The organism is Kitasatospora sp. NPDC030952, from assembly GCF_055571335.1.
In genome coordinates, this window is record NZ_JBVIFM010000011.1 from 128,201 (window position 1) to 153,388 (window position 25,188).

Consider the following 25,188-nt stretch of genomic DNA (forward strand, 5'->3'; position numbering starts at 1 on the left):
CCCGAACACCGGCGTGACCGCCGCCAAGGGCTTCCGGGCCGCCGGCGTGACCGCGGGCATCAAGGCCTCCGGCACCCCGGACCTCGCCCTGGTCGTCAACGACGGTCCCTCCCTCGCCGCGGCCGGGGTCTTCACCGGCAACCGGGTCAAGGCCGCGCCCGTGCTCTGGTCCCAGCAGGTCCTCAAGGGTGGCCGGGTCTCCGCCGTCGTCCTCAACTCCGGTGGCGCCAACGCCTGTACGGGCCCGGCCGGGTTCCAGGACGCCCACGCCACCGCGGAGCGGGTCGCCGCGGAGCTGGGGCTCAACGCCGGCGAGGTCGCCGTCGCCTCCACCGGCCTGATCGGCGTCCGGCTGCCGATGGACGTGCTGCTGCCCGGCGTCACCCTGGCCGTCGGGGAGCTGAGCGCGACGGGCGGCGAGGCCGCCGCGATCGCCATCAAGACCACCGACACCGTGCACAAGACCGCCCAGATCACCAGCCCGGCCGGCTGGACGGTCGGCGGCATGGCCAAGGGCGCGGGCATGCTCGCCCCGAGCCTGGCCACCATGCTGGTGGTGCTCACCACCGACGCCGACCTGGACGACGCCGCCCTGGACACCGCGCTGCGCGGCGCCACCCGCACCACCTTCGACCGGATCGACTCCGACGGCTGCATGTCGACCAACGACACCGTGCTGCTGCTCGCCTCCGGTGCCACCGGCATCACCCCGGACGCGGCCGAGTTCGCCGAGGCGGTCCGCACCGTCAGCGCCGACCTGGCCCGCCAGCTGATCGGCGACGCCGAGGGCGCCAGCAAGGACATCCGGATCGACGTCACCGGCGCCGCCACCGAGGACGAGGCCGTCGAGGTCGCCCGGACGATCGGCCGCAACAACCTGCTCAAGTGCGCCATCCACGGCGAGGACCCCAACTGGGGCCGGGTGCTGTCCGCGATCGGCACCACTGACGCCGCCTTCGACCCCGACCGGCTCGACGTGGCCATCAACGGCGTCTGGGTCTGCAAGGACGGCGGCGTGGGCGAGGACCGCGAGCTGGTGGACATGAAGGCCCGCGACGTCGTCATCACCGCGAACCTCAACGCCGGTACGGCGAGCGCCTCGCTGTGGACCAACGACCTGACGGCCGACTACGTCCACGAGAACAGCGCCTACTCCAGCTGAGCCGCGGCACCCGCAGCCGATCCGCGACATCCTCCCCCAGCCTTCGGCCGGGGGACCCCCATCGACGAGGGAAACCCGTGCAGATCGCACCCAAGGGCGAACAGGCCCGCAACAACACCGCGTTGCCCAAGGCCATGACGCTGATCGAGGCGCTGCCGTGGCTGGAGCGCTTCCACGGCAAGACCATCGTGATCAAGTTCGGCGGCAACGCCATGGTCGACGAGAGCCTCAAGGCGGCCTTCGCCCAGGACGTCGTCTTCCTCCGCTACGCCGGGCTGCACCCGGTGGTGGTGCACGGCGGCGGCCCGCAGATCAGCGCCCAGCTGGACAAGCTCGGCCTGGAGTCCAACTTCACCAACGGCCTGCGCGTCACCACCCCCGAGACCATGGACGTGGTCCGGATGGTGCTGTCCGGCCAGGTGCAGCGCGAGCTGGTCGGGCTGCTGAACGAGCACGGCCCGTTCGCCGTCGGGATGACCGGCGAGGACGCCCACACCATGACGGCGGTCAAGCGCTACGCGGTGGTGGACGGCGAGCAGGTGGACATCGGCCTGGTCGGCGACATCGTCAACATCGAGGCGGGCGCGGTGAAGGCGCTGATCGCGGACGGCCGGATCCCGGTCATCTCCTCGATCGCCCGCGGCGTCGACGGTCACGTCTACAACATCAACGCCGACACCGCCGCCTCCGCCCTGGCGGTCGCGCTCGGCGCCGAGATGCTGGTCGTGCTGACCGACGTCGAGGGCCTGTACAAGGACTGGCCGAACTCCGACGACGTGATCAGCCAGCTCAACGCGACCGAGCTGGAGGGCCTGCTGCCGAGCCTGGCCAGCGGCATGCTCCCCAAGATGGAGGGCTGCCTGCGGGCCGTCCGCTCCGGCGTGGGCACCGCCCGCGTGCTGGACGGCCGGGTGCAGCACAGCCTGCTGCTGGAGATCTTCACCGACGAGGGCATCGGCACGATGGTCGTGCCGGACGACGAACCGAACGTGACCGGGGGACTGGCATGACCGCGAACGACCAGCTGAAGGACCGGTGGCAGCACACCTTCACCGACAACTACGGCACCCCCCGGATCCCGCTGGTGCGCGGTGCGGGCGTCAAGCTGTGGGACGCCGACGGCAAGGAGTACACCGACCTGCTCGGCGGCATCGCCGTCAACGCCCTCGGCACCGCACACCCGGCCGTGGTCGAGGCGGTCAGCCGGCAGATCGCCACCCTCGGTCACGTCTCCAACCTCTTCATGGCCGAGCCGACCATCGCCCTCGCCGAACGGCTGCTGGAGCTGGACGGCCGGGCGGGCGGCCGGGTGTTCTTCTGCAACTCCGGCGCCGAGGCCAACGAGGCCGCCTTCAAGATCAGCCGGCGTACCGGCCGCACCCACCTGGTCGCCCTCCAGGGCGGCTTCCACGGCCGGACGATGGGCGCCCTCGCGCTCACCGGCCAGCCCGCCAAGCAGGCGCCGTTCCTCCCGCTGCCCGGCGACGTCACCCACGTCCCGTTCGGCGACGTCGAGGCGCTGCGCGCGGCCGTCACCACCGACACCGCCGCCGTCTTCCTGGAGCCGATCCAGGGCGAGAACGGCGCGATCCCGCTGCCCGAGGGCTACCTCCGGGCCGCCCGCGAGATCACCCGGGCCACCGGCACCCTGCTGGTCCTGGACGAGATCCAGACCGGTATCGGCCGCACCGGCTACTGGTACGCCCACCAGGCCGCCGAGGGCGTCGAGCCGGACGTGGTCACCCTGGCCAAGGCGCTCGGCGGCGGCCTGCCGATGGGCGCGGTGCTGGCCTTCGGCCCGGCCGCCGAGCTGCTCACCCCGGGCCAGCACGGCACCACCTTCGGCGGCAACCCGGTGGCCGCCGCGGCCGGGCTCGCGGTGCTGGACACCATCGAGTCCGAGGGCCTGCTGGAGCACGTCCGCAAGATCGGCGAGCGGCTGCGGCACGGCGTCGAGGCGATCGGCGACCCGCTGGTCTCGCACGTGCGCGGGGCCGGCCTGCTGCTCGGCATCGTGCTCACCCGGCCGGTCTCGGCGCAGGTCCAGGCCGTCGCGCAGCAGGCGGGCTTCCTGGTGAACGCGGCCGTTCCGGACGCCGTACGGCTGGCGCCGCCGCTGGTGCTCACCGAGCAGGAGGCGGACGCCTTCCTCGCGGCGCTGCCGGAGATCCTCCGGACGGTGCGCGAGAGCGCCCCGGCCGATGCGAGTTGACCGTCGTCCGGGAGAATAATCACATGACCGAATCCCGCTCCGGCCCCTCCGCCGCCGGCCCGACGCCGCAGGTCCCGCAGACCCGCACGGCGCGCCACCGGCGGATCGTGGACCTGCTCACCCGCCAGCCCGTGCGTTCGCAGAGCCAGCTCGCCAAGCTGCTCGCCGACGACGGACTGGTGGTCACCCAGGCCACCCTCTCCCGGGACCTGGACGAGCTGGGCGCGGTCAAGATCCGCAACCGGGACGGCGCGCTGATCTACGCCGTCCCCGCCGAGGGCGGCGACCGCACCCCGCGCGCCCCGATGGGGGAGTCGGCCAGCGAGGGCCGGATGGCCCGGCTGGCCGGCGAGCTCATGGTCTCCGCGACGGCCTCCGGCAACCTGGTCGTGCTGCGCACCCCGCCCGGGGCCGCGCAGTTCCTCGCCTCGGCGATCGACCAGGCCGAGGTGTTCGAGATCATCGGCACCATCGCGGGGGACGACACCGTGCTGCTGATCAGCCGCGACCCGGCCGGAGGCCAGGCGCTGGCCGACCACCTGATGCAACTCGCCCAGGCCAAGGCCCAGTAGGGCACCGGACACCCGGAACCCCGGTCGAAGGATCCCCTTCGACCGGGGTTTTGTGTTTCATACGGTGTGATGCATACTTATGCCACCCACCGTACATGTGTGAAGGAGCCACCGCGATGACCGCCCAGCAGTCCGCCCGAGGAGTGACTGACGTCCGCCTCTGGGGCGCGCGCTTCGCCGACGGCCCGTCCGAGGCGCTGGCCAAGCTCTCCGCCTCGGTCCACTTCGACTGGCGCCTCGCCCCCTACGACATCGCCGGCTCCAAGGCCCACGCCCGGGTGCTCCACAAGGCCGGACTGCTCTCCGACGAGGAACTGGCCGGCATGCTGGCCGGGCTCGACCAGCTGCTCGCCGACGTCCAGGCCGGCACCTTCGTCGGCACCGTCGCCGACGAGGACGTCCACACCGCCCTGGAGCGCGGCCTGCTGGAGCGCCTCGGCGCCGACCTCGGCGGCAAGCTGCGGGCCGGGCGCTCGCGCAACGACCAGATCGCCACCCTGTTCCGGATGTACCTGCGGGACCACGCCAGGACCATCGGCGGCCTGCTGCTCGACCTCCAGCACGCCCTGGTCGGCCTCGCCGAGGCACACCCCGACACCGCGATGCCGGGCCGCACCCACCTCCAGCACGCCCAGCCGGTGCTGTTCGCCCACCACGTCCTCGCGCACGTGCAGGCCCTCGGCCGGGACGCCGAGCGGCTGCGCCAGTGGGACGCCCGCACCGCCGTCTCCCCTTACGGCTCCGGCGCGCTGGCCGGCTCCTCGCTCGGCCTCGACCCGCAGGCCGTCGCCGCCGACCTCGGCTTCGAGGGCGGCTCGGTCGGCAACTCCATCGACGGCACCGCCTCGCGCGACTTCGTCGCCGAGTTCGCCTTCGTCACCGCGATGATCGGCGTCAACCTCTCCCGGATCGCGGAGGAGGTGATCATCTGGAACACCAAGGAGTTCGGCTTCATCACCCTGCACGACGCCTTCTCCACCGGCTCCTCGATCATGCCGCAGAAGAAGAACCCGGACATCGCCGAGCTGGCCCGGGGCAAGTCCGGCCGGCTGATCGGCAACCTGACCGGCCTGCTGGCGACCCTCAAGGCGCTGCCGCTCGCCTACAACCGGGACCTCCAGGAGGACAAGGAGCCGGTCTTCGACTCCTGCGACACCCTGGAGGTGCTGCTGCCCGCGTTCACCGGGATGATGGCCACCCTCACCGTGCACCGGGAGCGGCTGGAGGAGCTGGCCCCGGCCGGCTTCTCGCTCGCCACCGACATCGCCGAGTGGCTGGTCAAGCAGGGTGTGCCGTTCCGGGTCGCGCACGAGGTGGCCGGCGCCTGCGTCAAGGTCTGCGAGGCCCAGGGCATCGAACTGTCCGACCTGACGGACGAGCAGTTCGCCTCGATCTCCGAGCACCTGACCCCCGAGGTCCGGACGGTGCTCAGCGTGCACGGCGCCATCGCCGCCCGCAACGGGCGCGGCGGCACCGCCCCCTCGGCCGTCGCGGTCCAGCTCGCCGAGGTGAAGGCGGACCTGGCGCGGCAGCAGGAGTGGGCCCAGGGCTGATCCCCGCGTAACGGGGATCGACCCCTGGGGCAGCGCGCGAGGGGCGTGACGGTCCGACCGTCACGCCCCTCCCGCGTGCGCGCCCCGGTCCGGGCGTAACCGGCCCCGCCCGGGCCCGTCATGCACGGTGTGTGCACCCCCCTTCCGCCCGTCCCCTCCGCCGAGGACGTCTTCCTCGCCGAACTCCGCCGCCGCGTGGTCCGCGAGACCGTCGCCGCCCTGCCCGGCCGCTGCCCGCAGCTGATCGCGGCCCTCGCCGAGGATCCGCCGCCCACCTACCGCGAGCTCTCCGAACGCCTCGGCATGCCGCGCGGCTCCATCGGCCCCACCCGCTCCCGCTGCCTGGCCTGCCTGCGACTGCTGCTGCACGCCGAGCGCTACCCCTGACCGGGCGGGGCCCCGCCCCTCCTCGTCCCCCTTCCCCTGCTGCACGCCCCCACCCCGGGTCACCCGAGCGCGCCACAGCTCGCCCCGCCCCGCCCACGGCGCGTCGCCCCCACCCCGGCCCCGGCGTGACCCTTGCCACGTCTGCCCCCGCCCCTCCTCACCCCCCTTCCCCTGCTGCACGCCCCAGCCCCGGGTCACCCGAGCGCCCCACAGCTCGCCCCGCCCCGCCCACGGCGCGTCGCCCCCACCCCGGCCCCGGCGTGACCCTTGCCACGTCTGCCCCGTCGAAGGTTGAGAGAACCTGACACCCGGGTAGCACGCTGGCGAACGTCACTCTTGACGGTGGCGCATACGCTCGGATACTGAGCGTGAGCGCGCCACCCTCTGCGCGCCGGGCACGACGACTGGGGAGGCCCCTCCACATGGGCATGAGCGTGATCATCTCGGCTGCTGCGGCCGAGGACGCGGAGCAGATCCTCAAGCTCCAGTACCTGGGCTACCAGCCCGAGGCGGAGCTGTACGGCGATTGGGCGATCGAGCCCCTGACGCAGACCCTGGAGAGCCTGCGCGCCGAACTGACCGAGCAGCACGTCCTGGTCGCCCGGCTGGGCGATGAGGTGGTCGGCGCCGTGCGCGGCCATGTGGACGCCGAGGGCATCGGCCGGATAGGGCGTCTGGTCGTCCACCCCCGGATGCAGCGGCACGGCCTGGGCGGCCGGCTCCTGGACGCGCTGGAGCGCCGGCTGGCCGAGGACGGCCGCCAGGTGACGGCCTTCCGGCTGTTCACCGGTCACCGGAGCCTCGGCAACCTGCGGTTGTACGCCCGCCAGGGCTACCGGCAGACCGCGGTCGAGCCGGTCACCAGCCGGCTGAGCTTCGTGCACCTGGAGAAGCCGGTCGTCGCCCCGCTGGCCGCGACCGCCTGAGCCCCGCCCGCCTCCGGGCACCTCGACGCCGCCACCATCCGGACGCCCCGGTGGCGGCGTCGAGGCGTTCCGCCGCAGTTCCGGGGCGGCCCGTGTCCGCAATGCGGACAGTCGGGCCCGAACAGTTGGGCGTAAATCGACCCATCTGTTTTACTGGCTCACATGACTGCGACGACGAACTGGACCCCCACCGGCACGCTGCCGGCAGGTGAGCGTGCCATGTGCCGTCGAATGTGTCACTGCTGAGGGCCACCGCCCCCGGCACCCCGTCGAGGGTGCCTCCTCCTCGCGCCCCGAAGCGAGACCTCGCGCCCCGAAGCGAGACTCCGGCGCCGCTCCTGCCCGTGTGAGCGCGCCGCCCTCCCGGAAGACCGGAATCCCTCCCTCCGGCGTGCCCGCCGACCCGCGGCCGTCGATGACTCGTTAGGGCCACGCCGTCGCGCGGCCCGGCCGTTCTGCGGCCACGATCAAGGGGTGGCAGGTCCGGATCCCCCTGGTGACGCGTCGTAGGACGCCGCCGACCGCACACCCGGTCGAACGGCCGACACCGCCGCCCGCCCCCGACCCACGGAAGCAGCTGTGATCACCACCACGGACCTGACGAAGGTCTACCGTTCCCGAGGCCGCGAGGTGACCGCCCTCGCCGGTGTCGACCTGCACGTCCGCCCGGGCGAGGTCTACGGAGTCGTCGGCACCAGCGGCGCCGGCAAGTCCACCCTCATCCGCTGCGTGAACATGCTGGAGCGTCCGACCTCCGGCACGGTCACCGTGGACGGGGTCGAGCTGACCGCGCTGTCCGGCGGCGAGAACCGGGCCGGCAAGGACCTGCGCGAGGCGCGCCGCCGGATCGGCATGGTCTTCCAGCACTTCAACCTGCTCTCCTCCCGCACGGTGCAGCAGAACGTCGAACTCCCGCTGGAGATCATCGGCTTGGACCGCACCCAGCGCCGCCGCAAGGCCGCCGAACTGCTCGACCTGGTCGGCCTCGGCGACAAGGCCCGCAGCTACCCCAACCAGCTCTCCGGCGGCCAGAAGCAGCGGGTGGGCATCGCCCGCGCCCTGGCCGGCGACCCCAAGGTGCTGCTCTCCGACGAGGCCACCTCGGCGCTCGACCCGGAGACCACCCGCTCGATCCTCAAGCTGCTGCGCGACCTCAACCAGCAACTGGGCCTGACCGTCCTGCTGATCACCCACGAGATGGACGTCATCAAGTCCGTCTGCGACTCCGCCGCCCTGATGCGCGGCGGCCGGGTGGTGGAGTCCGGCGAGCTGACCGACCTGCTGGCCGAGCCCGGCTCCGAGCTGGCGCGCGAGCTGTTCCCGCTCAGCGAGTTCGGCACCGGCCACCCCGGCGCGACCGTCCTGGAGATCACCTTCCAGGGCGACACCCCGGCGCAGCCCTTCGTCTCCCAGCTGGCCCGCACCTACCAGATCGACATCAACATCCTCGGCGCCGCGGTGGAGACCATCGCCGGCCGGATGGTCGGCCGGATGCGGGTCGAGCTGCCCGGCGGCCACCAGGACAACGTGGTGCCGATCGGCTACCTGCGCGAGCAGGGCCTGCAGGTGGACGTGATCGGCGCGGCGAACGGAGCGGTGGCATGACTGGCCTGAGCTGGGACCAGATGCAGGACCTGATGTGGCCCGCCACCCAGGAGACCTTCCAGATGGTCGGGGTCTCGACCGTCTGCACCGTGCTGCTCGGCCTGCCGCTCGGCGTCCTGCTGGTGCTCACCTCCAAGGGTGGCGCGCTGCAGAACCAGCCGGTGAACAAGGTGCTCGGCGCGATCGTGAACCTCACCCGCTCGCTGCCGTTCATCATCCTGATGATCGCGCTGATCTCCTTCACCCGGTGGCTGACCGGCAACTCCCTCGGCTGGCAGGCCGCGACCGTGCCGCTGACGGTCGGTGCGATCCCGTTCTTCGCCCGGCTGGTCGAGACCTCCGTCCGGGAGGTCGACCGCGGCCTGATCGAGGCCGTCCAGGCGATGGGCGGCAGCACCTGGACGCTGGTGCGCAAGACGCTGGTGCCCGAGGCGCTGCCCGGCATCGTCGCCTCCGTCACCACCACCGTCATCGCGCTGATCGGCTACTCCGCGATGGCCGGCACGGTCGGCGGCGGCGGCCTCGGCGACCTCGCCTACCGGTACGGCTACCTGCGCTTCGAGACCACCTTCATGTGGATCATCGTGGCCGAGATCGCGATCATCGTCACGATCATCCAGCTGGCCGGCGACTACGCCGTGCGCCGGCTGGCCAACCGGGGCCGCGGCGGCGGACGCACCCGCCTGCTCCCCCCGCGTGCCACCGCCCCCGACGAGGACCTCGTCGCCTCCTAGACCTCCCTCGTCCGACCTCCGGACGCGGCTCCCCGTACCACGCAGAAAGGCACTTTTCGTGCGCAACGTTCTGAAGTTCACCAGTGTCCTCGCCACCGCCGGCCTCGCCCTGTCGCTGGCCGCGTGCGGCAGCTCGGGTTCGTCCTCCTCGGACCCGAACGCGCCGCTGAAGGTCGTGGCCAGCCCGACCCCGCACGCGCAGATCCTCAAGTTCGTCAAGGACAACCTCGCGGCCAAGGCGGGCCTGAAGCTCGACATCAAGGAGGTCACCGACTACGTGACCCCGAACACGGCGGTGCAGGATGGTTCGGCCGACGCCAACTACTTCCAGCACGTCCCGTACCTGGAGGACTTCAACAAGAAGAACGGCACCGACATCGTCCCGGTCGAGCCCGTTCACCTGGAGCCGCTGGGCGTCTACTCCAAGAAGGTCAAGTCCATCAACGACCTGCCGGACGGCGCCACCATCGGTGTGCCGAACGACGCCACCAACGAGGGCCGGGCGCTCAAGCTGCTCGCCGACAACAAGCTCATCACCCTCAAGGACGGCGCCGGCACCGCCGCCACTCCCGCGGACGTGACGGGCAACCCGAAGAACTTCAAGTGGAAGGAGCTGGAGGCCGCCCAGCTGCCCCGCTCCATCACCGACCTCGACGCCGCCGTGATCAACGGCAACTACGCGATCGACTCCGGCCTGAAGCCGGCCACCGACGCCCTGGTGCTGGAGAAGGCGGAGGGCAACCCGTACGCCAACATCCTCGCCGTCAAGAAGGGCAAGGAGAACGACCCGCGGGTGAAGAAGCTGGCCGAGCTGCTGCACTCCGACGAGGTCAAGAAGTACATCAACGACACCTTCCAGGGCTCGGTCATCCCGGCCTTCTGATCGTCGTACGGTCATACCTCGTAGTGCCCGACCGGGCCCCCGCCGCACCTCGGCGGGGGCCCGGTCGGGCAGTATGCACCAGGGACACCACGGCAGACCGGGTTCTGACGCACCGTCGCGCGGGCCGCGCACCGCCTGATACCCGGGGCGCGCCGGAGGCGTACGGTGTTGTGTTCACAACCCGGCGAGGAGAGACGGCATGGCAGCGAGCTTCCCCGAGACCGCCATCAGCACCGAACGGCTGCTGCTGCGGCCCCTTGCGGAGGATGACGCCCCGGGCCTGGCCACGATGATGGCCGACGACCTCGTACTGGCCTGGACCGACCTCCCGCACCCCTTCACCGAGGAGTACGCGGCCGAGCTCGCCCGCACCCTCGCCCCCGCCCACCGCGCCGGCGGACGCGGCATCGTCTTCGCCGTCACCGAGCACCTCACCCAGCGCCTGGTCGGCCTGGTCGAACTGCGCAACACCGACTGGCGGCTGCGCAGCACCGAGATCTCCTACGTCACCGCCGTCTGGGCGCGCGGCGAGGGCTACGCCCCGGAGGCCGTCCTCGGCGTCGCCCAGTGGCTGTTCGAGGACCGCGGCTTCCTGCGCCTGGAGCTGCGCACCGCCGCCGGCAACACCTCCGCCCAGCAGGTCGCCCAGAAGATCGGCGGCATCAGCGAGGGCGTGCTGCGCAGCGCCTGGATAGTCCGCGGCGAGTCCGGCGAGGTCGTGGAGGAGAGCCGCAGCGACCTGATCCTGTGGAGCCTGCTCCCGGAGGACCTGGAGTCGCCCGAACTGCACCGCGACGGCTGGCACGGCGACCACCGCTACGTGCTGCGCGACTGATCCCGCCCCCCGCATTCCCCCGCATTCCCCCGCCGGTCACCCGCGCGGCGCGGACATGTGTGCGAGATGTCGGCCTCCGGGGGACCACACCCGGTAGCCTCTCCACCGGCGCCGCACAGCCGGCGCCACGAGCCGCGCAACGAGCCGCGCAACGAGTCGAGGGAGAACGGCCGCAGATGGCTGACCGGATCACGGTCATCGGGTGGGACGGTACGCCACTGACCGAGGCCGCCGGCGCGGCCCTCGCCGCGGCGACCCTGGTGGCCGGAGCGCCCTACCAACTGGACGCCCTCCCGGTGCCGGAGGACGCCGAGCGGCTCGCCCTCGGCAACATCCAGCAGGCCGCCCGCACGATCGCCGAGCACCGCGGCGCCGCCGTCGTGGTCGCCGAGGGCGACCCGGGCTTCTTCGGCGTGGTGCGCACCCTGCGCCGCCCCGAGTACGGCCTCGAGCTCGAAGTCCTGCCCGCCGTCTCCTCCGTCGCCACCGCCTTCGCCCGGGCCGGCATGCCCTGGGAGGACGCCCAGGTGGTCAGTGCCCACGGCGGACGGCTGCGCCGCGCGGCCAACATCTGCCGGGCCCACCCCAAGGTCGCGGTGCTCACCGCCCCGGGCGCCGGGCCGGGCGAACTCGCCCTGATGCTGCGCGGGGTGCACCGCACCTTCGTGGTCTGCGAGGCCCTCGGCACCCCGGAGGAGGACGTCACCGTCCTCACCTCCGACCGGATCGCCGACCACGTCTGGCGCGACCCCAATGTGGTGCTGGTGATCGGCGGCGGTGCCCAGGCCGGCGCGGTCGGCGAGGCGGCCGGCTGGCTCGCCGGGCGCCCGCTCGGCTACCCCGGCGCGGACCGCGGCTGGGCGCTCCCCGGCGACGCCTATGCGGGCGCCGGGCGCACGGAGGACGTACCGGGCGCATCGGAGGCGCTGCCCGCGCACGTGCGCGCCCTGGTGCTGGCCCGTCTGGGTGCACGTCCCGGGGACCTCGTCTGGTCGGTCGGCGCGGGCAGCGGAGCCCTCGCGGTGGAGGCGGCCCGGTTCGGCGCCGCCGTGGTCGCCGTCGAGGGCTCCCGCTCGGCCTGCGCCCGACTCACCGTCAACGCCCGCCGGTACGGCGTCGAGGTGGAGACGGTGTACGGGAAGGGCCCCGAGGTGCTGGGCGGACTGCCGGAGCCGGACGCGGCCGTGGTGGAGTCCGGCGGCCTCGACGTGGTGCGCGCGGTGCTGGCACGCAAGCCCGAGCGCTTCGTCGCCCTCGCCCGGACCTTCGCCGAGGCCGAGGAGATCCACCGGGCGATCGCCGGGGCCGGGTACCGGGCGGACGGCACGCTGTTGCAGTCCACCCCGCTGCAGGCCGCCGAGGACGGCGGCGCACTGGCGCTCGGGTCGGGCGCGAGCGGCGCACTGCTGCTCTGGGGTGAGCAGATCGTGTGAAGGCCTCGGGTGTGCGCCGGGACCGCCGGGCGCACCGCGCGGTGATCCAGGTCGCATCCGGACACCGATTCGAGAGGTCGCCGCGCCGGGCCGGTAGTGTGGCGTCCCAGGCGGCTGCAGCCGCCGACGACCCACCCGATTCGGTCGGTTTGTCACCTTTTTGACGTGGTGCAACCCGGTTCCGCTCGGAGTGTGGGCAATTCGACGGGCCGCGTGCCGGACCTGGAGAATGCCGTAGGGTCCGGTGCGGTCGTGCCGGTTGCTCCGGGTTGTCGTTGATTCAGATGGTGCACCGCCCTCATCGGCGGTGCCCGGGCCGGGGTGCCGCAGCGCGCCGGAAGGACTTGGGCCGCAGCGCCACGGCGCGGCGGCCGCGTGTGTTGAGGGGCGGGTCGGTGCAGGCCCGGCCCGTGCGGATGGGCGCTGCGGTCGGTGATCGCGTCGCCAAGGGGCGCGGCAGCGGCCTGGAAGGAGCTTTGACAATGACCGATGGCGGCCACGTCCCGGGCGAGGGACTGCCGGAGCACCTGAACGCCGGGCCGGACCCGCTCGGCGGACCGGAGGGCGTCGCGGGCGTTGCACCCCTGCAGGGCGTCGCGACCGACGGCGGGGTGATCCCCCACCCGGCGGCGCCGGTCGGCGGCCTGCCCGGCGTGGGCGTGATCCCGCCGCAGGGCCAGCCGAACTTCGCCGTCCCCGGCGTGCCGGCCCCGGCCGCCCCGGGCGACGGCTGGACCGTCGACCAGGGCGCGGCCCGTCCGGCGTTCCACTTCGTCGACCAGCCGGACGGGTTGGACGACGAGGACGACGTCCTGCTGATGCCCGGCCCGCAGGGCTCCTGGGGCGCCGAGCAGGCGCCGTTCGCGCAGCCGGACGGCACCCCGGTCGAGCCGTCCTGGCCGCCGGTGGACCCGCCGGTGCTCGGCGGTGAGCACGTCCAGCAGCAGCCGCTGCACGCCGCCCCGGCGCAGCCGCAGCAGCCGATGACCCAGGCTCAGGCGCCGCGCCGCCCGCTGCACGCCGGTCCGCCGATCCCGGACCCCTCGCTGATGACCGGCCAGGTGCCGGTCCGTTCGCTGGCCGACCGCGGCCCCACGCAGGGCGGTACGCCCGCGCACGGCATCCCGGTCGTCGGCCGGCCGCCGATGGGCGAGGCCGTCGTGCCGGTCCCGGGCGCCGCGCCGCAGGGCGTGCCGCAGGCCGCCCCGATGGCGCCCGCCGCGCCGGTGGCCCCGGTTCCCACCACGGCCGACGCCGGTCCGACGGTTCACCAGGTGCCGCAGGGCTACCAGCAGGTGCCGCTGGCCGCGCCGCCGGTCGAGGGGCTGATGACCGTCGAGACGGTCGGGGCGATCGAGGTCATCGAGGTCATCGAGACCCCGGAGGCGGTTCCGGCCGCGCCGGTCGCCGAGGCCGTCCAGGTCCAGCCGGTCCCCGAGGCCGCGCAGGCGGCCCAAGCCGTGGTGGCCGAGTCGGCCCCGACCGAGGCCGCCGAGCAGCCGGTCGCCGAGGCCGCCGCCGTGGAGAGCCCCGCGATCGAGACCGTGGTCGTGGACGCCGCCGCCGTGGAGACCACGGAGGCCACCGTGACCGAGGCCGCCGCGCCCGAGACTGCGGTGACCGAGACTGCCGGGACCGAGGCCGGTGCCGCGCCGGTCGTGGCCGCCGAGCAGTCGGCGCCCGCCGCGCCCGCCGAGCAGACCGAGGCCGCCGCCCCGGCCGGCCAGCCGCGCCGGATCTCCGCCTTCCTCGCCGCCCCGACCCCGCACGGCCTGCCCAAGGTCGAGGCGCCCCAGCAGGCCCCGGCGGCCGAGGAGACGGCAGCGGAGCAGCCCGCTCCCATAGCGGCCGCCGACGCGCCGCAGGCCGCCGCCGAGCCGGCCCCGGCCGCCGAGGCGATCCAGGAGGCCGGGCAGGTCACCGGGATGACCGAGGCCGAGGTGGCCCAGGTCGAGGCGGTTCAGGCCGAGCCGGTCGTCGAGGTCCCGGCCGAGCCGGTCGCCGAGACCGCCGCCGGCACCGGTGAGATGCCCTCCGGCCAGGCCGTTCCCGAGGGCGCCGACCAGGAGGCCGTCGCAGCCGAGGCCGTTGCCGCCGAGACCGTCGTGGCGGAGCCGGTCGCCGTCCAGCCCGTCGTCACCGAGGGTGAGCAGCCGGAGGCCGTACCGGCCGAGCCGGCCGTCGAAGCCCAGGCCGAGCCGGTCACCGAGCAGCCGGTCGACGCCGCTGCTGACCAGCCCGCCGAGGCTGCCCAGCCCGCCGAGGCAGTCGCCCCCGAAGCCGAGCAGCCCGCGGAGGCCCCGGCCGCCGAGGAGCCGACGGCCGAGCCCACCGCGGAGCAGGCCGAGCCCGTCGCCCTCGCCGCCGCGCCGGAGGCCGTCCAGGAGGAGGCCCCCGCCACCGAGCAGGCCGAACACGCCGAGCAGCCGGAGCAGCCGGTCGCGCAGCCCGCCGAAGCCGCCGCCGACCAGCCGGGGGAGCAGCCCGCCGAGGCCGTCGCCCCCGAGGCCGAGGCGGCCGGGGCCCTCGCCACCGAGGAGCCGCAGCCCGAGGCCCAGGCCGAGCAGCCCGCCGACCAGCAGCCCGAGCAGCCCGTCGACCCGTCCGAGGCCCCCGCCGCCGAGGCCGAGCAGGTCGCCGAGCCCGCCGAGCCGCGCGGCCCCGCCGCCCCCGGCTACGACGAGGCCGGCCGCGACGCCGTCCACCAGGTGATCCGCGAGCGCCGCGACATCCGCAACGGCTTCCGCCCGGACGCGATCCCGCACGAGGTGCTGATCCGCGTCCTGGAGGCCGCCCACACCGCGCCCAGCGTCGGCTACTCGCAGCCGTGGGACTTCGTGGTGATCCGCTCGGCGAAGACCCGCAGGCGGATGCACGCCCTGGCCGAGCGCCAGCGCGAGGCGTACGCGGACTCGCTGCCGAAGGGCCGGGCCAAGCAGTTCCGGGAGATCAAGATCGAGGCCATCCTCGAGACCCCGGTGAACATCGTGGTGACCGCCGACCGCACCCGCGGCGGCCGGCACACCCTGGGCCGGCACACCCAGCCGCAGATGGCCCCGTACTCGGCCGCCCTCGCCGTCGAGAACCTCTGGCTGGCCGCCCGCGCCGAGGGCCTGGGCGTCGGCTGGGTGAGCTTCTTCGACGACGAGCAGCTGGTCCGCGAGCTGGGCCTGCCCGAGCACCTGGAGGTCGTCGCCTACCTGTGCGTCGGCTTCGTCGACTCCTTCCCGGACGAGCCGGAGCTGGAGCAGCAGGGCTGGGCCAAGAAGCGCCCGCTCGCCTGGGTGGTCCACGAGGAGCAGTACGGCAACCGCGCGCTGCCCGGCGAGGAGCCGCAGAGCCTGCTCGCCGACACCCTGCGCGGGATCCGCCCGCTGGACGCCAAGGCGCTCGGCGAGGCCTGGGACCGCCAGAAGCGGATGACCAAGCCGGCCGGCTCGCTCGGCATGCTGGAGATCATCTCCGCCCAGCTGTGCGGCCTGTCGCGCAAGTGCCCGCCGCCGATCCCGGAGCCCGCCTGCGTGGCGATCTTCGCGGGTGACCACGGCGTGCACGCCCAGGGCGTCAGCCCGTGGCCGCAGGAGGTGACCGCCCAGATGGTCGGCAACTTCCTGGCCGGGGGAGCGGTGATCAACTCCTTCGCCAAGCAGATCGGCACCGAGGTCTGCGTGGTGGACGTCGGCGTCGCCGCCGAGCTGCCGCAGGCCGTCCAGCAGGGCCGCGCCACCGGTCTGCTGCCGCGCAAGGTCAAGCCCGGCACCGCGGACATGACCCAGGGCCCGGCGATGACCCGCGAGGAGGCCCTCCAGGCCATCGAGGTCGGCATCGAGACCGCCCGCGACCTGGTCGCGGCCGGCAACAAGGCACTGGTCACCGGCGACATGGGCATCGCCAACACCACCGCCTCGGCCGCCCTGATCTCGGTGTTCACCGGCCTGGACCCGGCCGAGGTCACCGGCCGCGGCACCGGCATCGACGACGAGACCCACGCCCGCAAGATCGAGGTCATCCGCGCCGCGCTCGCCCTGCACCAGCCCGACCCGAACGACCCGATCGGCGTCCTCGCCGCCATCGGCGGCCTGGAGCACGCGGCCATCGCCGGCTTCCTGCTCGGAGCCGCGTCGCTGCGCACCCCGGTGGTGCTGGACGGCGTGATCGCCGGTTCGGCCGCGCTGGTCGCCAAGGCGATCGCCCCCGAGGTGCTGGCCGCCTGCATCGCCGGCCACCGCTCCGCCGAGCCCGGCCACCAGGCCGCGCTGGCGAAGCTCGGCCTGCGTCCGCTGATCGACCTGGACCTGCGGCTCGGCGAGGGCACCGGCGCCCTGCTGGCGCTCCCGCTGGTGCAGAGTGCGGCCCGCGCGATGCACGATGTAGCCACCTTCGACTCCGCCGGGGTCACCGAGAAGGCCTGACGCACCACCTCACCCGCTCCGCGGACCGGCCCGAGGGCGCGCCGGCCCGCGGAGCGGCGTACCACCGCACTGCCCCGAACCCCTCGTCCCCGATCAGGAGCACCGCCGATGAGCGCGCCCACCCCGCACCCCAGCACCGAGGGCCGTACCCCGTACCCGGTGGGCCTGCTGCTGGCCGGCCGTTGCGTCGTCGTGGTCGGCGGCGGCCAGGTCGCGCAGCGTCGGCTGCCGGCCCTGATCGCCTCCGGCGCCGAGCTGCACCTGATATCCCCGGCCACCACCCCGGCCGTCCAGGCGATGGCCGACGCGGGTGAGCTGACCTGGCACGCCCGCCCGTACGCGGACGGCGACCTGACCGGCGCCTGGTACGTCCTGGTCGCCACCGACGACCCGGCGGTCAACGCGGCGGTCAGCGCCGAGGCCGAGCGCGAGCGGGTGTTCTGCGCCCGCAGCGACGACGCCTCCGCCGCCACCGCCTGGACCCCGGCCAGCGGCCGGGACGCCGGCGCCACCGTCGCCGTGCTCACCGGCGACCCGCGGCACTCCGCGGCCCTGCGCGACGCCGTGGTCGGCGGCCTGCGGGACGGCTCGCTGGCCGCCCGCTCCTACCGCACGCACGGCGCCGGCGTCGCCCTGGTCGGCGGCGGCCCGGGCGACCCGGACCTGATCACCGTGCGTGGCCGCCGCCTGCTCGCCGACGCCGACGTGGTGGTCGCCGACCGCCTCGCCCCGCGCGAACTGCTCGCCGAGCTGCCCGAGCACGTCGAGGTGATCGACGCCGCCAAGATCCCGTACGGGCGCCAGATGGCCCAAGAGGCGATCAACCAGGCGCTGATCGACCACGCCAAGGCCGGGAAGTTCGTGGTCCGGCTCAAGGGCGGCGACCCGTACGTCTTCGGCCGCGGCGGCGAGGAGCTGCTGGCCTGTGCCGAGGCCGGCATCCCGGTCACCGTGGTGCCCGGCATCTCCAGCTCGATCAGCGTCCCGGAGTCGGCCGGCATCCCGGTCACCCACCGCGGGCTGACCCAGGAGTTCACCGTGATCTCCGGCCACGTCGGCCCGGACGACCCGCGCTCGGTCACCAACTGGCCGGCCGTCGCCGGGATGAGCGGCACCCTGGTGCTGCTGATGGCCGTGGACAAGATCGGCGCGATCGCCGCCGAGCTGGTCGCCCACGGACGGGCGGCCGACACCCCGGTCGCGATCGTCCAGGAGGGCACCACCGCCGCCCAGCGCCGGGTGGACGCCACCCTGGGCACCGTCGCCGCCGTGGTCGAGGCCGAGGGCGTCAAGCCCCCGGCGGTGATCGTGGTCGGCGATGTGGTCAACGTGCTGGCGGCCGCCTTCCGGCGGTAGGCCCCGCGCGGCGTGGGAAGTCGGCCGGTCCGACTTCCCGCGCCGCGGCTACTCCAGCGGCTGCTCCGTCCAGATGACCTTCCCGGTCGCCGTGTAGCGCGTCCCCCAGCGGTCCGCGAACTGGGCGACCAGGAACAGCCCGCGCCCGCCCTCGTCCTCGGTCGCCGCGTACCGCAGGTGTGGCGAGGTGCTGCTGCCGTCCGACACCTCGCAGATCAGCGTGCGGTCGCGGAGCAGCCGCACCCGGATCGGCTCGGAGCCGTACCGGATCGCGTTGGTCACCAGCTCGCTCAGGATCAGCTCGGTGACGAACGCGGCCTCCTCCAGCCCCCAGTCCGCGAGCCGCCGCGCCACCTGCGCCCGCACCGCCCCCACCGCCGCCGGTTCGGCGGGCACGTCCCACTGGGCGACCCGGTCCGGCGCCAGCACCCTGGTCTCCGCGACCAGCAGCGCGATGTCGTCCTGCGGATGCGCCGGCAGCATCGCCCCGAGCACGTCCGCGCAGGTCTGCTCGGGCGTGCGGGCCGGCCCGCCCAGCGCCGCCCGCAACAGCTGCAGGCCCTCGTCGATGTCCCGCTCGCGGTCCTCCACCAGCCCGTCCGTGTACAGCACCAGCCGGCTGCCCTCGGCCAGCTCCAGCTCGACGGTCTCGAACGGCAGCACCGCCAGCCCCAGCGGCGGCCCGATCGGCAGCTCCGGGAAGGTCACCCGGCCCTGCGGGTCCACCACGGCCGGCGGCGGGTGCCCGGCACCGGCCAGCGTGCAGCGCCGCGACACCGGGTCGTAGATCGCGTACAGGCAGGTCGCCCCGGTCAGCCCGGCGCTCTCGGCGCCGCCGCCCTCCTCCTGGTCGATCCGGTTCACCAGCTCGTCCAGGTGCCCCAGCAGCTCGTCCGGCGGCAGGTCGAGCGTGGAGAAGTTGTGGATCGCGGTCCGCAGCCGCCCCATCGTCGCCGCCGCGTGCAGCCCGTGGCCGACCACGTCGCCGACCACCAGTGCCACCCGCGCGCCCGGCAGCGGGATCACGTCGAACCAGTCCCCGCCCACCCCGGCCTGGGCCGGCAGGTAGCGGTGCGCCACCTCCAGCGCGTTCTGGTCCGGCAGGCTGCGCGGCAGCAGGCTGTGCTGCAGGGTCACCGCCATCGCGTGCTCACGGGTGTACCGGCGGGCGTTGTCGATGCACACCGCCGCGTGCGCCACGAGCTCCTCGGCCAGCTTCAGGTCCTCCGGATCGAACGGCTCCGGCCGCTCCGCCCGCCAGAACCGGGCCACCCCCAGCAGCGCCCCGCGGGCCCGCAGCGGCACCCGCACCAGCGAGTGCACCCCGTACGCCAGCACCTGGGCCGACTGCTCCGGGTCCTGCTCCCGCCAGCCGTGCGCCTCCGCGAGCCGCGGCTCCAGGCCGGGCACGCCGCTGTGCATCGCCCCGGCCAGCGGGGTGGCCGGGACCACGTCCAGCACGGTGCCCACCGGGTGGAACGGCGCGTCGTCCGCGGTCCCGGCGAGCGCGGTACGGCGCACCTGGCCCAGCGAGCCGACCGACGGCGGCTCCTCACCGGCCAGCACCTGCTCGGCGAGGTCCACCGTGACGAAGTCCGCGAACCGCGGCACCGCGACCTGCGCCAGCTCCTCCGCCGTCCGGGTCACGTCCAGCGAACTGCCCACCGTCACCCCGGCGTCGTACAGCAGTCGCAGCCGCCGCTGCGCGCCCTCGGCCCGCCCGGTCAGCGCCATCAGCTCGGTGGAGTCGCGCAGCGTGGCGACGCAGCCGGGCGGGCCGCCGGCCTGGTCGGTCAGCCGTACGTTCACCGCCAGCAGCCGCTCGCCGGCCAGCACCACCTCGTCGCTCACCGGACGGTCGGCGGTCAGCAGCTCCAGTGGCGCGGGCTCCAGGCCCAGGTCGGTCACCGGGCGGCCCTCGGCGTCCTGCGGCAGGTCCAGCAGCCGGCGCGCCTCGTCATTGCAGAGCAGCAGCCGCCCGTCCCCGCCGACGATCATCACGCCCTCGCGCACCGCGTGCAGCACCGCCGCGTGGTGCTCGTACATCCGGGTCATCTCGACCGGGCCCAACCCGTGGGTCTGCCGCCGCAGTCGGCGGCTGATCAGGGCGGTCCCCAGCGTCGCCAGTCCTATCGCGCCCGCCGCCGCGCCCAGCACCACCGGCAGCTGGCGCTCGCTCGCGGTGGAGACCTTGCTCAGGGTGACGCCGGCCGAGACCATCCCGGCCACCGAGCCGTCCGGCGCGTACACCGGGACCACCGCCTGGACCAGCGGTCCGAGCGTGCCGTTGAGGTGCTCGGTCACCACCTGGCCGTGCAGCGCGGGCTCGTAGGTGCCGACGAACTTCTGGCCGATCCGGGCCGGGTTGGGGTGGGTGTACCGGATGCCCTGGTTGTTGAGCACGACGATGAAGTCCACGCCGGTGGCGATCCGCGCGGACTGCGCCTTCGGCTGGAGGATCGCGGTCGGGTCGGGGGAGCGCAGCGCGGCCACCATGCCCGGTGAGTTGGCGAAGGACTGGGCGACCGCCACCGACCGGTTGCGCGCCTCGTGGTCGGCGTCGTTGCGCGACTGCACCACCAGCGCCACCCCGGCCCCCACCACCAGCAGCAGCACGATCAGGATCTGCAGCGCGAACACCTGCCCGGCCACCGACCGGTGCCGTGCCGGTCGCGGCCGCTTCGCGCGGGGCAGTTGTTGCCGACCGTGTGGGCGCCCACCGGAGGAACCGGCGTCGCCGGTGGCACCAGAGGCCGACGGAGCCCAGGATCGGCCCGGATTTCGGGCCATACGGTCATATTTACACTCAGACTAGCCCGGGACCACCCCGCCCCTTCCGCCGTTTGGCCTTCCCCGCCCCGGCTTGGCAAGATCGCAGGGTGTCCGAACCCAGCACCATCACCGACCCGGCCGACCCCCGCCTCGCCGACTACACCGGCCTCACCGACGTCGAACTGCGCCGCCGCCGCGAACCCGCCGAGGGCCTGTTCATCGCCGAGGGGGAGAAGGTCATCCGCCGTGCCCTCTCGGCCGGCTACCGGATGCGGTCGATGCTGCTGACCGCCAAGTGGCTCGACGTGATGGCCGATGTCATCACCGAGGCCGACGCCCCCGTCCACGTCGTCGAACCCGGGCTCGCCGAGGCCGTCACCGGCTACCACGTCCACCGCGGCGCGCTCGCCTCGATGGAGCGCAAGGCCCTCCCGGACGCCGCCGACCTGCTCGCCGGAGCCCGCCGGGTCGCCGTCCTGGAGGGCCTGGTCGACCACACCAACCTCGGCGCGATCTTCCGCAGCGCCGCCGCCCTCGGGATGGACGCCGTCCTGCTCTCACCCGACTGCGCCGACCCGCTCTACCGCCGCGCCGTCAAGGTCTCCATGGGCGCCGTCTTCGCGGTCCCCTACGCCCGCCTCGACCCCTGGCCCGCCGCCCTCGAAACCGTCCGCGACGCCGGTTTCACCCTCCTCGCCCTCACCCCCGCCGACACCGCTGTCGACCTCGCCACCCTCGCGCCCCACTCGCTCCCCAAGACCGCCCTCCTCCTCGGCGCCGAGGGCGACGGCCTCACCCCCCGAGCCATCGCCGCCGCCCACCACCCCGTCCGCATCCCGATGGCCCACGGCATCGACTCCCTCAACGTAGGCGCCGCCGCCGCCGTAGCCTTCTACGCCGTCACCACCCCCTGACCCCCCTCACAACCCGCCCCGCACCGGATCACCCCACCCCCAGCCCGAGCGCGCGGCGACCCACCCCTCACTCGCCCACACGGAAATCCGGCCCGCCCGACTTCCTATCCCTGCCGGTGGCGCTACACGAGAAGTCGGCCTGCCCGACTTCCTGCACCTACCCCTGCAACCCGCCCCTGCCGCGGCACCGCGTTCTCACGGCGGTAAGCCCACCCACCAGCCCCCGCACCCCCGGCTTTCTCCGCGCAGCACAGAAAGTCGACCCATCCGACTTCTCGCGCGCGCCGCGCAATCCCCATCGCCCCGTCAGCCGGAACTCCCCACTCCAGCCACGCAACGTCACCCCACTCGCCGCCCGACTCCCCGCGCTCAGCCCGCCGGGGCGGTCGGCGGTGCCGGTGCGGCGGCCGGGGGAGGGGTGGTGAGGCCGGTGCCGCCGGAGGCGCCGGCGCCGGGCCAGGACTCGTCGAGGGTGCCGTCGCCGCGCACGGTGTAGCGGGTGGAGATGACCGCGCCGGTGGCGGCCACGCGTTCCTCCCGGACGACCGCGCTGCCGTCGAGGCGCCAGGTGGCCGTGGCCTGCGGGTCGGCGGTGGAGGTGCGGGAGGTGGTGGCGACGGGGTTGTCCCCGGCGAAGGTGTAGAGCTGGACGAGGTCGACCGGCGCCGCCCCTTCCGCTCGCCGCAGCACGACCACCGCGGCCGGCTGGCCCTTGTACCGAGCCGGCAGCACCGCGCTCAGCGCGACCTGGGGTCCGCCGCCGACCGAACGGCCGTCCTTCAGGTTGACGGCGGGCCCGCCCGCCCCGTCGGGATAGCTGTGGTTGGGCCAGTCGACCACGGGCCCGGGCCCCTGCGCGGGCGCCAACGCACTGTCCCCGGTGCCGCGCGCGGCGGCCGGGAGCGGCGTCGCCGTGGCCTGCGGTGCGACGTCCACCGAGGTCCCGGGTACGGCCTGTTCGCCGCCCCGGGGGCCGGCCGGGGCGGTCTGTCCGACCGCCGGCCGTGCGCCCTGGTTGCTCCGGTTCTCGCAGCCCTGCGCCGCCGCGATGGCGAGCGCGACGCCGATCGTCACGGTGACGAAGACGACCAGCCGCTGCCGCAGCAGCCGCTGCCGCGCGGTGCCCGGCCGCCCCCCGGGCGCCGGGGTGTGCTGCCGGTCCCGGGGCCGGGGTCTGGCCGGTGGCGGAGTGTGCGGGCGCTCCCGCAGCGGACGGGTGACGGGCGTGGCCTCGGGCCGGGGGAGCGGCGCGCCGTGCGGGCGCCGTGCGGACGCTCCGGCCGGCTGCCCGCCCGCCCGGCCGGCCGCCGCGCGGGCCCGCGGCGCGGGTGCGGAGGGTTCGGGCGAGCGCCCGGGGGCCGGTACGCCCGGCCGTCCGTCCTCCTGCTGGGGTGCCTGCGGGGCGTCGGCCGGGTCGGCGGGCGCTGCGGCCGGGGCCGCCCCTCGACGGGCGCCGCGCCCGCCGCCTGCGGTGGCCGCGCCGCGGGCGGCCAGTTCGCTGAGCCGCTCGTGGAGGGCGGCGGCGCCGGGCCGTTCGGTGGGTTCCTTGGCGAGGCAGGCCCGGATGAGCGGGGCGAGCTGCGGGGGCACGGCGGAGAGGTCCGGTTCCTCGTGGACGACCCGGTACAGCATCACTTCGGAGGAGGCCCCGGAGCCGAAGGGGGTGTCGCCGGTGAGCGCGTAGGCGAGGGTGGCGCCGAAGGCGAAGACGTCGGTGGCCGGGGTGACGGCGACGCCGCGTACCTGTTCGGGCGCGAGGAAGCCGGGGGAGCCGACCGCGGTGCCGACGTGGGTGAGGGTGCTGGCGCCGCGCGACCAGGCGATGCCGAAGTCGATGATCCGCGGCCCGCGCGGGGAGAGCAGGATGTTGGAGGGCTTGAGGTCGCGGTGGACGACCCCGGCCTCGTGGACCTTGACCAGCCCGTCGGCCAGCGCGGCCCCGATCCGGGCGACCTCGGGCCAGCTGAGCGGTCCTTCGTCGCCGACCCGCTTGTAGAGGGAGGGCCCGGGGACGTACGCGGTGGCGAGCCAGGGGCGGTCGGCCTCGATGTCGGAGCCGACGACCCGGGCGGTGCAGCCGCCCCGGATCCGGGAGGCGGCGGCGATCTCGCGGGCGAAGCGGGTGCGGAACTCCTGGTCCTCGGCGAGTTCGGCGCGGATCAGCTTGAGGGCGACGCGCTGTCCGCGGCGGTCGGAGCCGAGGTAGACGACGCCCATGCCGCCGGCGCCCAGTCTCCGGTGCAGGCGGTACGGCCCGACGATGCGGGGGTCCTCACGCCTCAGCCGCATCATCGCCATGTCTCGTTCCCCGTCAGCCTGTGGGTGAGGCCCCGTCGGTTGGGGCATCGTCAGTTCCTGTCTGGCACAGCTTACGGACTGCCCGCTGCGGTGTGCTGATACGCAACACCTGAAGCCACCGTGCGATTGTCGGATGGTGCGCTGAACTGCAGGTCATAGGAGTGCCGAATCGTTTCTCGGGGTTGCCCCTCAGGGTTCCCTCGGGGACGGGCTGGGACCTCCCTCCCCCTTCGGTAGTACGCCTTGAGTCTGAGCGTCATCCTCCGGGATGCCCGAGGAACAGTACGACGGCATGACGCCCAGGAAGCCCCCCGACCAATAGCGTTGTGTCCAGCGGTGGACGGGGAGCTCGTCCCCCGAGGTAAGCCGTCCACCGCGCCAACTCGACCGGATCAGGAGCAGGGCCATGGCATCGCAGCAGACGGGCACCCCCCGCCGGCCTCGGTCGGCCTTCACCCAGTCCCAGTCCGCCGAGCAGCCCACCCGGCACCCCGCGGTGGCGCTGGCCATGGCCCTGCCGTGCGCCGTGCTCCTGGTGCTGCTGTTCGGTGGGTGGGACCAGCTGGCGAACCAGGCCGAGGCCCTGGCGGAGCTGATCGGCCGCTGAGGCCGTCGAAGCCTCGAGGGCACCAAGGCCGTAGTAAGAGGTACACCAGAACGGGCACTGTTCCCCTGGGGACGGGGAGCAGTGCCGCCGGGGAGGCCGCGACCGCGTTGACACGCGGACGGGCGAGAGCGGTTCGCAGAGCGCCCCGGCAGGCGGAGATGCCGCGTACGGACGTCGGTGAGGGCGACCGTACGCGGCTCTTCTCTGTCTCCGGCCCCGAGAGGTCTCCGGCCCCGAGAGCCCCGAGGCCCCAGCCTCAGTCCAGCCGGAACGACAAACGGCCGAGGCCGCGACCCTGACGGATCGCGGCCTCGGCCGTTACTGTGCGCGATACTGGGATTGAACCAGTGACCCCTACCGTGTCAAGGTAGTGCTCTCCCGCTGAGCTAATCGCGCCTGATGTGGCGGTTGTGCAGCAGGCCCCGAGGGGCCCGTTACTGTGCGCGATACTGGGATTGAACCAGTGACCCCTACCGTGTCAAGGTAGTGCTCTCCCGCTGAGCTAATCGCGCCTGATGTGGCGGTTG

At 74.1% G+C, this 25,188-nt stretch carries 17 protein-coding genes, 2 tRNA genes and 1 pseudogene; 16 read left to right on the forward strand and 4 right to left on the reverse strand.

The genetic code is table 11. The features are described 5' to 3' along the window. The first annotated feature begins 13 nt into the window (after positions 1 to 13). The 14 genes from argJ (at position 14) to cobA (ending at position 18,070) form a co-directional block, all read left to right on the forward strand. Positions 14 to 1,162: a bifunctional glutamate N-acetyltransferase/amino-acid acetyltransferase ArgJ gene (argJ, locus tag ACZ47G_RS20660; protein ID WP_465744833.1), complete on the forward strand. Its 1,149-nt coding sequence runs from the start codon at positions 14 to 16 to the stop codon at positions 1,160 to 1,162. A gap of 134 nt (positions 1,163 to 1,296) precedes the next feature. Further along, complete coding sequence (gene argB / locus ACZ47G_RS20665) at positions 1,297 to 2,172, forward strand: acetylglutamate kinase (RefSeq protein ID WP_380462194.1); 876 nt, start codon at positions 1,297 to 1,299, stop codon at positions 2,170 to 2,172. Beyond that, positions 2,169 to 3,374 carry an acetylornithine transaminase gene (locus ACZ47G_RS20670; protein ID WP_465744624.1) on the forward strand — a complete coding sequence of 402 codons (1,206 nt, stop codon included), beginning with the start codon at positions 2,169 to 2,171 and terminating at the stop codon, positions 3,372 to 3,374. Before argB ends, ACZ47G_RS20670 begins: the two co-directional genes overlap by 4 nt. A gap of 23 nt (positions 3,375 to 3,397) precedes the next feature. Further along, positions 3,398 to 3,946, forward strand: a complete 549-nt coding sequence (locus tag ACZ47G_RS20675) for an arginine repressor (protein WP_188303078.1) — start codon at positions 3,398 to 3,400, stop codon at positions 3,944 to 3,946. Between the two features lie 116 nt (positions 3,947 to 4,062). After that, positions 4,063 to 5,499 carry an argininosuccinate lyase gene (gene argH / locus ACZ47G_RS20680; RefSeq protein WP_465744626.1) on the forward strand — a complete coding sequence of 479 codons (1,437 nt, stop codon included), beginning with the start codon at positions 4,063 to 4,065 and terminating at the stop codon, positions 5,497 to 5,499. 129 nt (positions 5,500 to 5,628) lie between these two features. Beyond that, entirely contained in the window at positions 5,629 to 5,886 is a 258-nt protein-coding gene (locus ACZ47G_RS20685) for a sigma-70 RNA polymerase sigma factor region 4 domain-containing protein (RefSeq protein ID WP_380462189.1), read from the forward strand. 422 nt (positions 5,887 to 6,308) lie between these two features. Further along, entirely contained in the window at positions 6,309 to 6,812 is a 504-nt protein-coding gene (locus ACZ47G_RS20690) for a GNAT family N-acetyltransferase (RefSeq protein ID WP_465744629.1), read from the forward strand. Between the two features lie 579 nt (positions 6,813 to 7,391). Then, positions 7,392 to 8,417 carry a methionine ABC transporter ATP-binding protein gene (locus tag ACZ47G_RS20695; protein ID WP_380462191.1) on the forward strand — a complete coding sequence of 342 codons (1,026 nt, stop codon included), beginning with the start codon at positions 7,392 to 7,394 and terminating at the stop codon, positions 8,415 to 8,417. Positions 8,418 to 8,422: 5 nt separating this feature from the next. Then, positions 8,423 to 9,151 (forward strand): methionine ABC transporter permease, encoded by a 729-nt coding sequence (locus ACZ47G_RS20700; RefSeq protein WP_465744836.1) that lies wholly within the window; start codon positions 8,423 to 8,425, stop codon positions 9,149 to 9,151. Positions 9,152 to 9,209: 58 nt separating this feature from the next. Beyond that, positions 9,210 to 10,034 carry a MetQ/NlpA family ABC transporter substrate-binding protein gene (locus ACZ47G_RS20705; protein WP_465744632.1) on the forward strand — a complete coding sequence of 275 codons (825 nt, stop codon included), beginning with the start codon at positions 9,210 to 9,212 and terminating at the stop codon, positions 10,032 to 10,034. Positions 10,035 to 10,233: 199 nt separating this feature from the next. Continuing rightward, positions 10,234 to 10,869, forward strand: coding sequence for a GNAT family N-acetyltransferase (locus ACZ47G_RS20710; RefSeq protein ID WP_465744634.1), 636 nt, complete (start codon positions 10,234 to 10,236; stop codon positions 10,867 to 10,869). Positions 10,870 to 11,045: 176 nt separating this feature from the next. Beyond that, the gene (gene cbiE / locus ACZ47G_RS20715; protein ID WP_465744636.1) at positions 11,046 to 12,302 is read left to right on the forward strand and encodes a precorrin-6y C5,15-methyltransferase (decarboxylating) subunit CbiE; all 1,257 of its coding nucleotides are present in this window, start codon (positions 11,046 to 11,048) and stop codon (positions 12,300 to 12,302) included. Positions 12,303 to 12,784: 482 nt separating this feature from the next. Further along, positions 12,785 to 16,714, forward strand: a complete 3,930-nt coding sequence (gene cobT / locus ACZ47G_RS20720) for a nicotinate-nucleotide--dimethylbenzimidazole phosphoribosyltransferase (protein WP_465744638.1) — start codon at positions 12,785 to 12,787, stop codon at positions 16,712 to 16,714. 108 nt (positions 16,715 to 16,822) lie between these two features. Next, complete coding sequence (gene cobA / locus ACZ47G_RS20725; RefSeq protein WP_465744640.1) at positions 16,823 to 18,070, forward strand: uroporphyrinogen-III C-methyltransferase; 1,248 nt, start codon at positions 16,823 to 16,825, stop codon at positions 18,068 to 18,070. 48 nt (positions 18,071 to 18,118) lie between these two features. On the opposite strand, the gene ACZ47G_RS20730 is transcribed toward cobA, so the two are convergent. After that, positions 18,119 to 20,860 (reverse strand): SpoIIE family protein phosphatase, encoded by a 2,742-nt coding sequence (locus ACZ47G_RS20730; protein ID WP_465744642.1) that lies wholly within the window; start codon positions 20,858 to 20,860, stop codon positions 18,119 to 18,121. An 89-nt stretch (positions 20,861 to 20,949) separates the two neighbouring features. Here ACZ47G_RS20730 and ACZ47G_RS20735 point away from each other — a divergent pair, with 89 nt between their 5' ends. Further along, a complete protein-coding gene (locus tag ACZ47G_RS20735) occupies positions 20,950 to 21,756 on the forward strand; it encodes a TrmH family RNA methyltransferase (protein ID WP_465744644.1) in 807 nt (268 codons plus the stop codon). Positions 21,757 to 22,719: 963 nt separating this feature from the next. Here ACZ47G_RS20735 and ACZ47G_RS20740 read toward each other — a convergent pair. Further along, a pseudogene (locus ACZ47G_RS20740) lies at positions 22,720 to 24,054 on the reverse strand (serine/threonine-protein kinase); the annotation flags it as partial. A gap of 406 nt (positions 24,055 to 24,460) precedes the next feature. Here ACZ47G_RS20740 and ACZ47G_RS20745 point away from each other — a divergent pair. Beyond that, complete coding sequence (locus ACZ47G_RS20745; protein WP_465744646.1) at positions 24,461 to 24,661, forward strand: hypothetical protein; 201 nt, start codon at positions 24,461 to 24,463, stop codon at positions 24,659 to 24,661. A 324-nt stretch (positions 24,662 to 24,985) separates the two neighbouring features. Here ACZ47G_RS20745 and ACZ47G_RS20750 read toward each other — a convergent pair. Both ACZ47G_RS20750 and ACZ47G_RS20755 read right to left on the reverse strand, forming a co-directional pair. Further along, positions 24,986 to 25,057: transfer RNA gene (locus tag ACZ47G_RS20750), tRNA-Val, on the reverse strand. A gap of 44 nt (positions 25,058 to 25,101) precedes the next feature. After that, positions 25,102 to 25,173 (reverse strand) — tRNA-Val (locus tag ACZ47G_RS20755). Between the last annotated feature and the right edge of the window lie 15 nt (positions 25,174 to 25,188).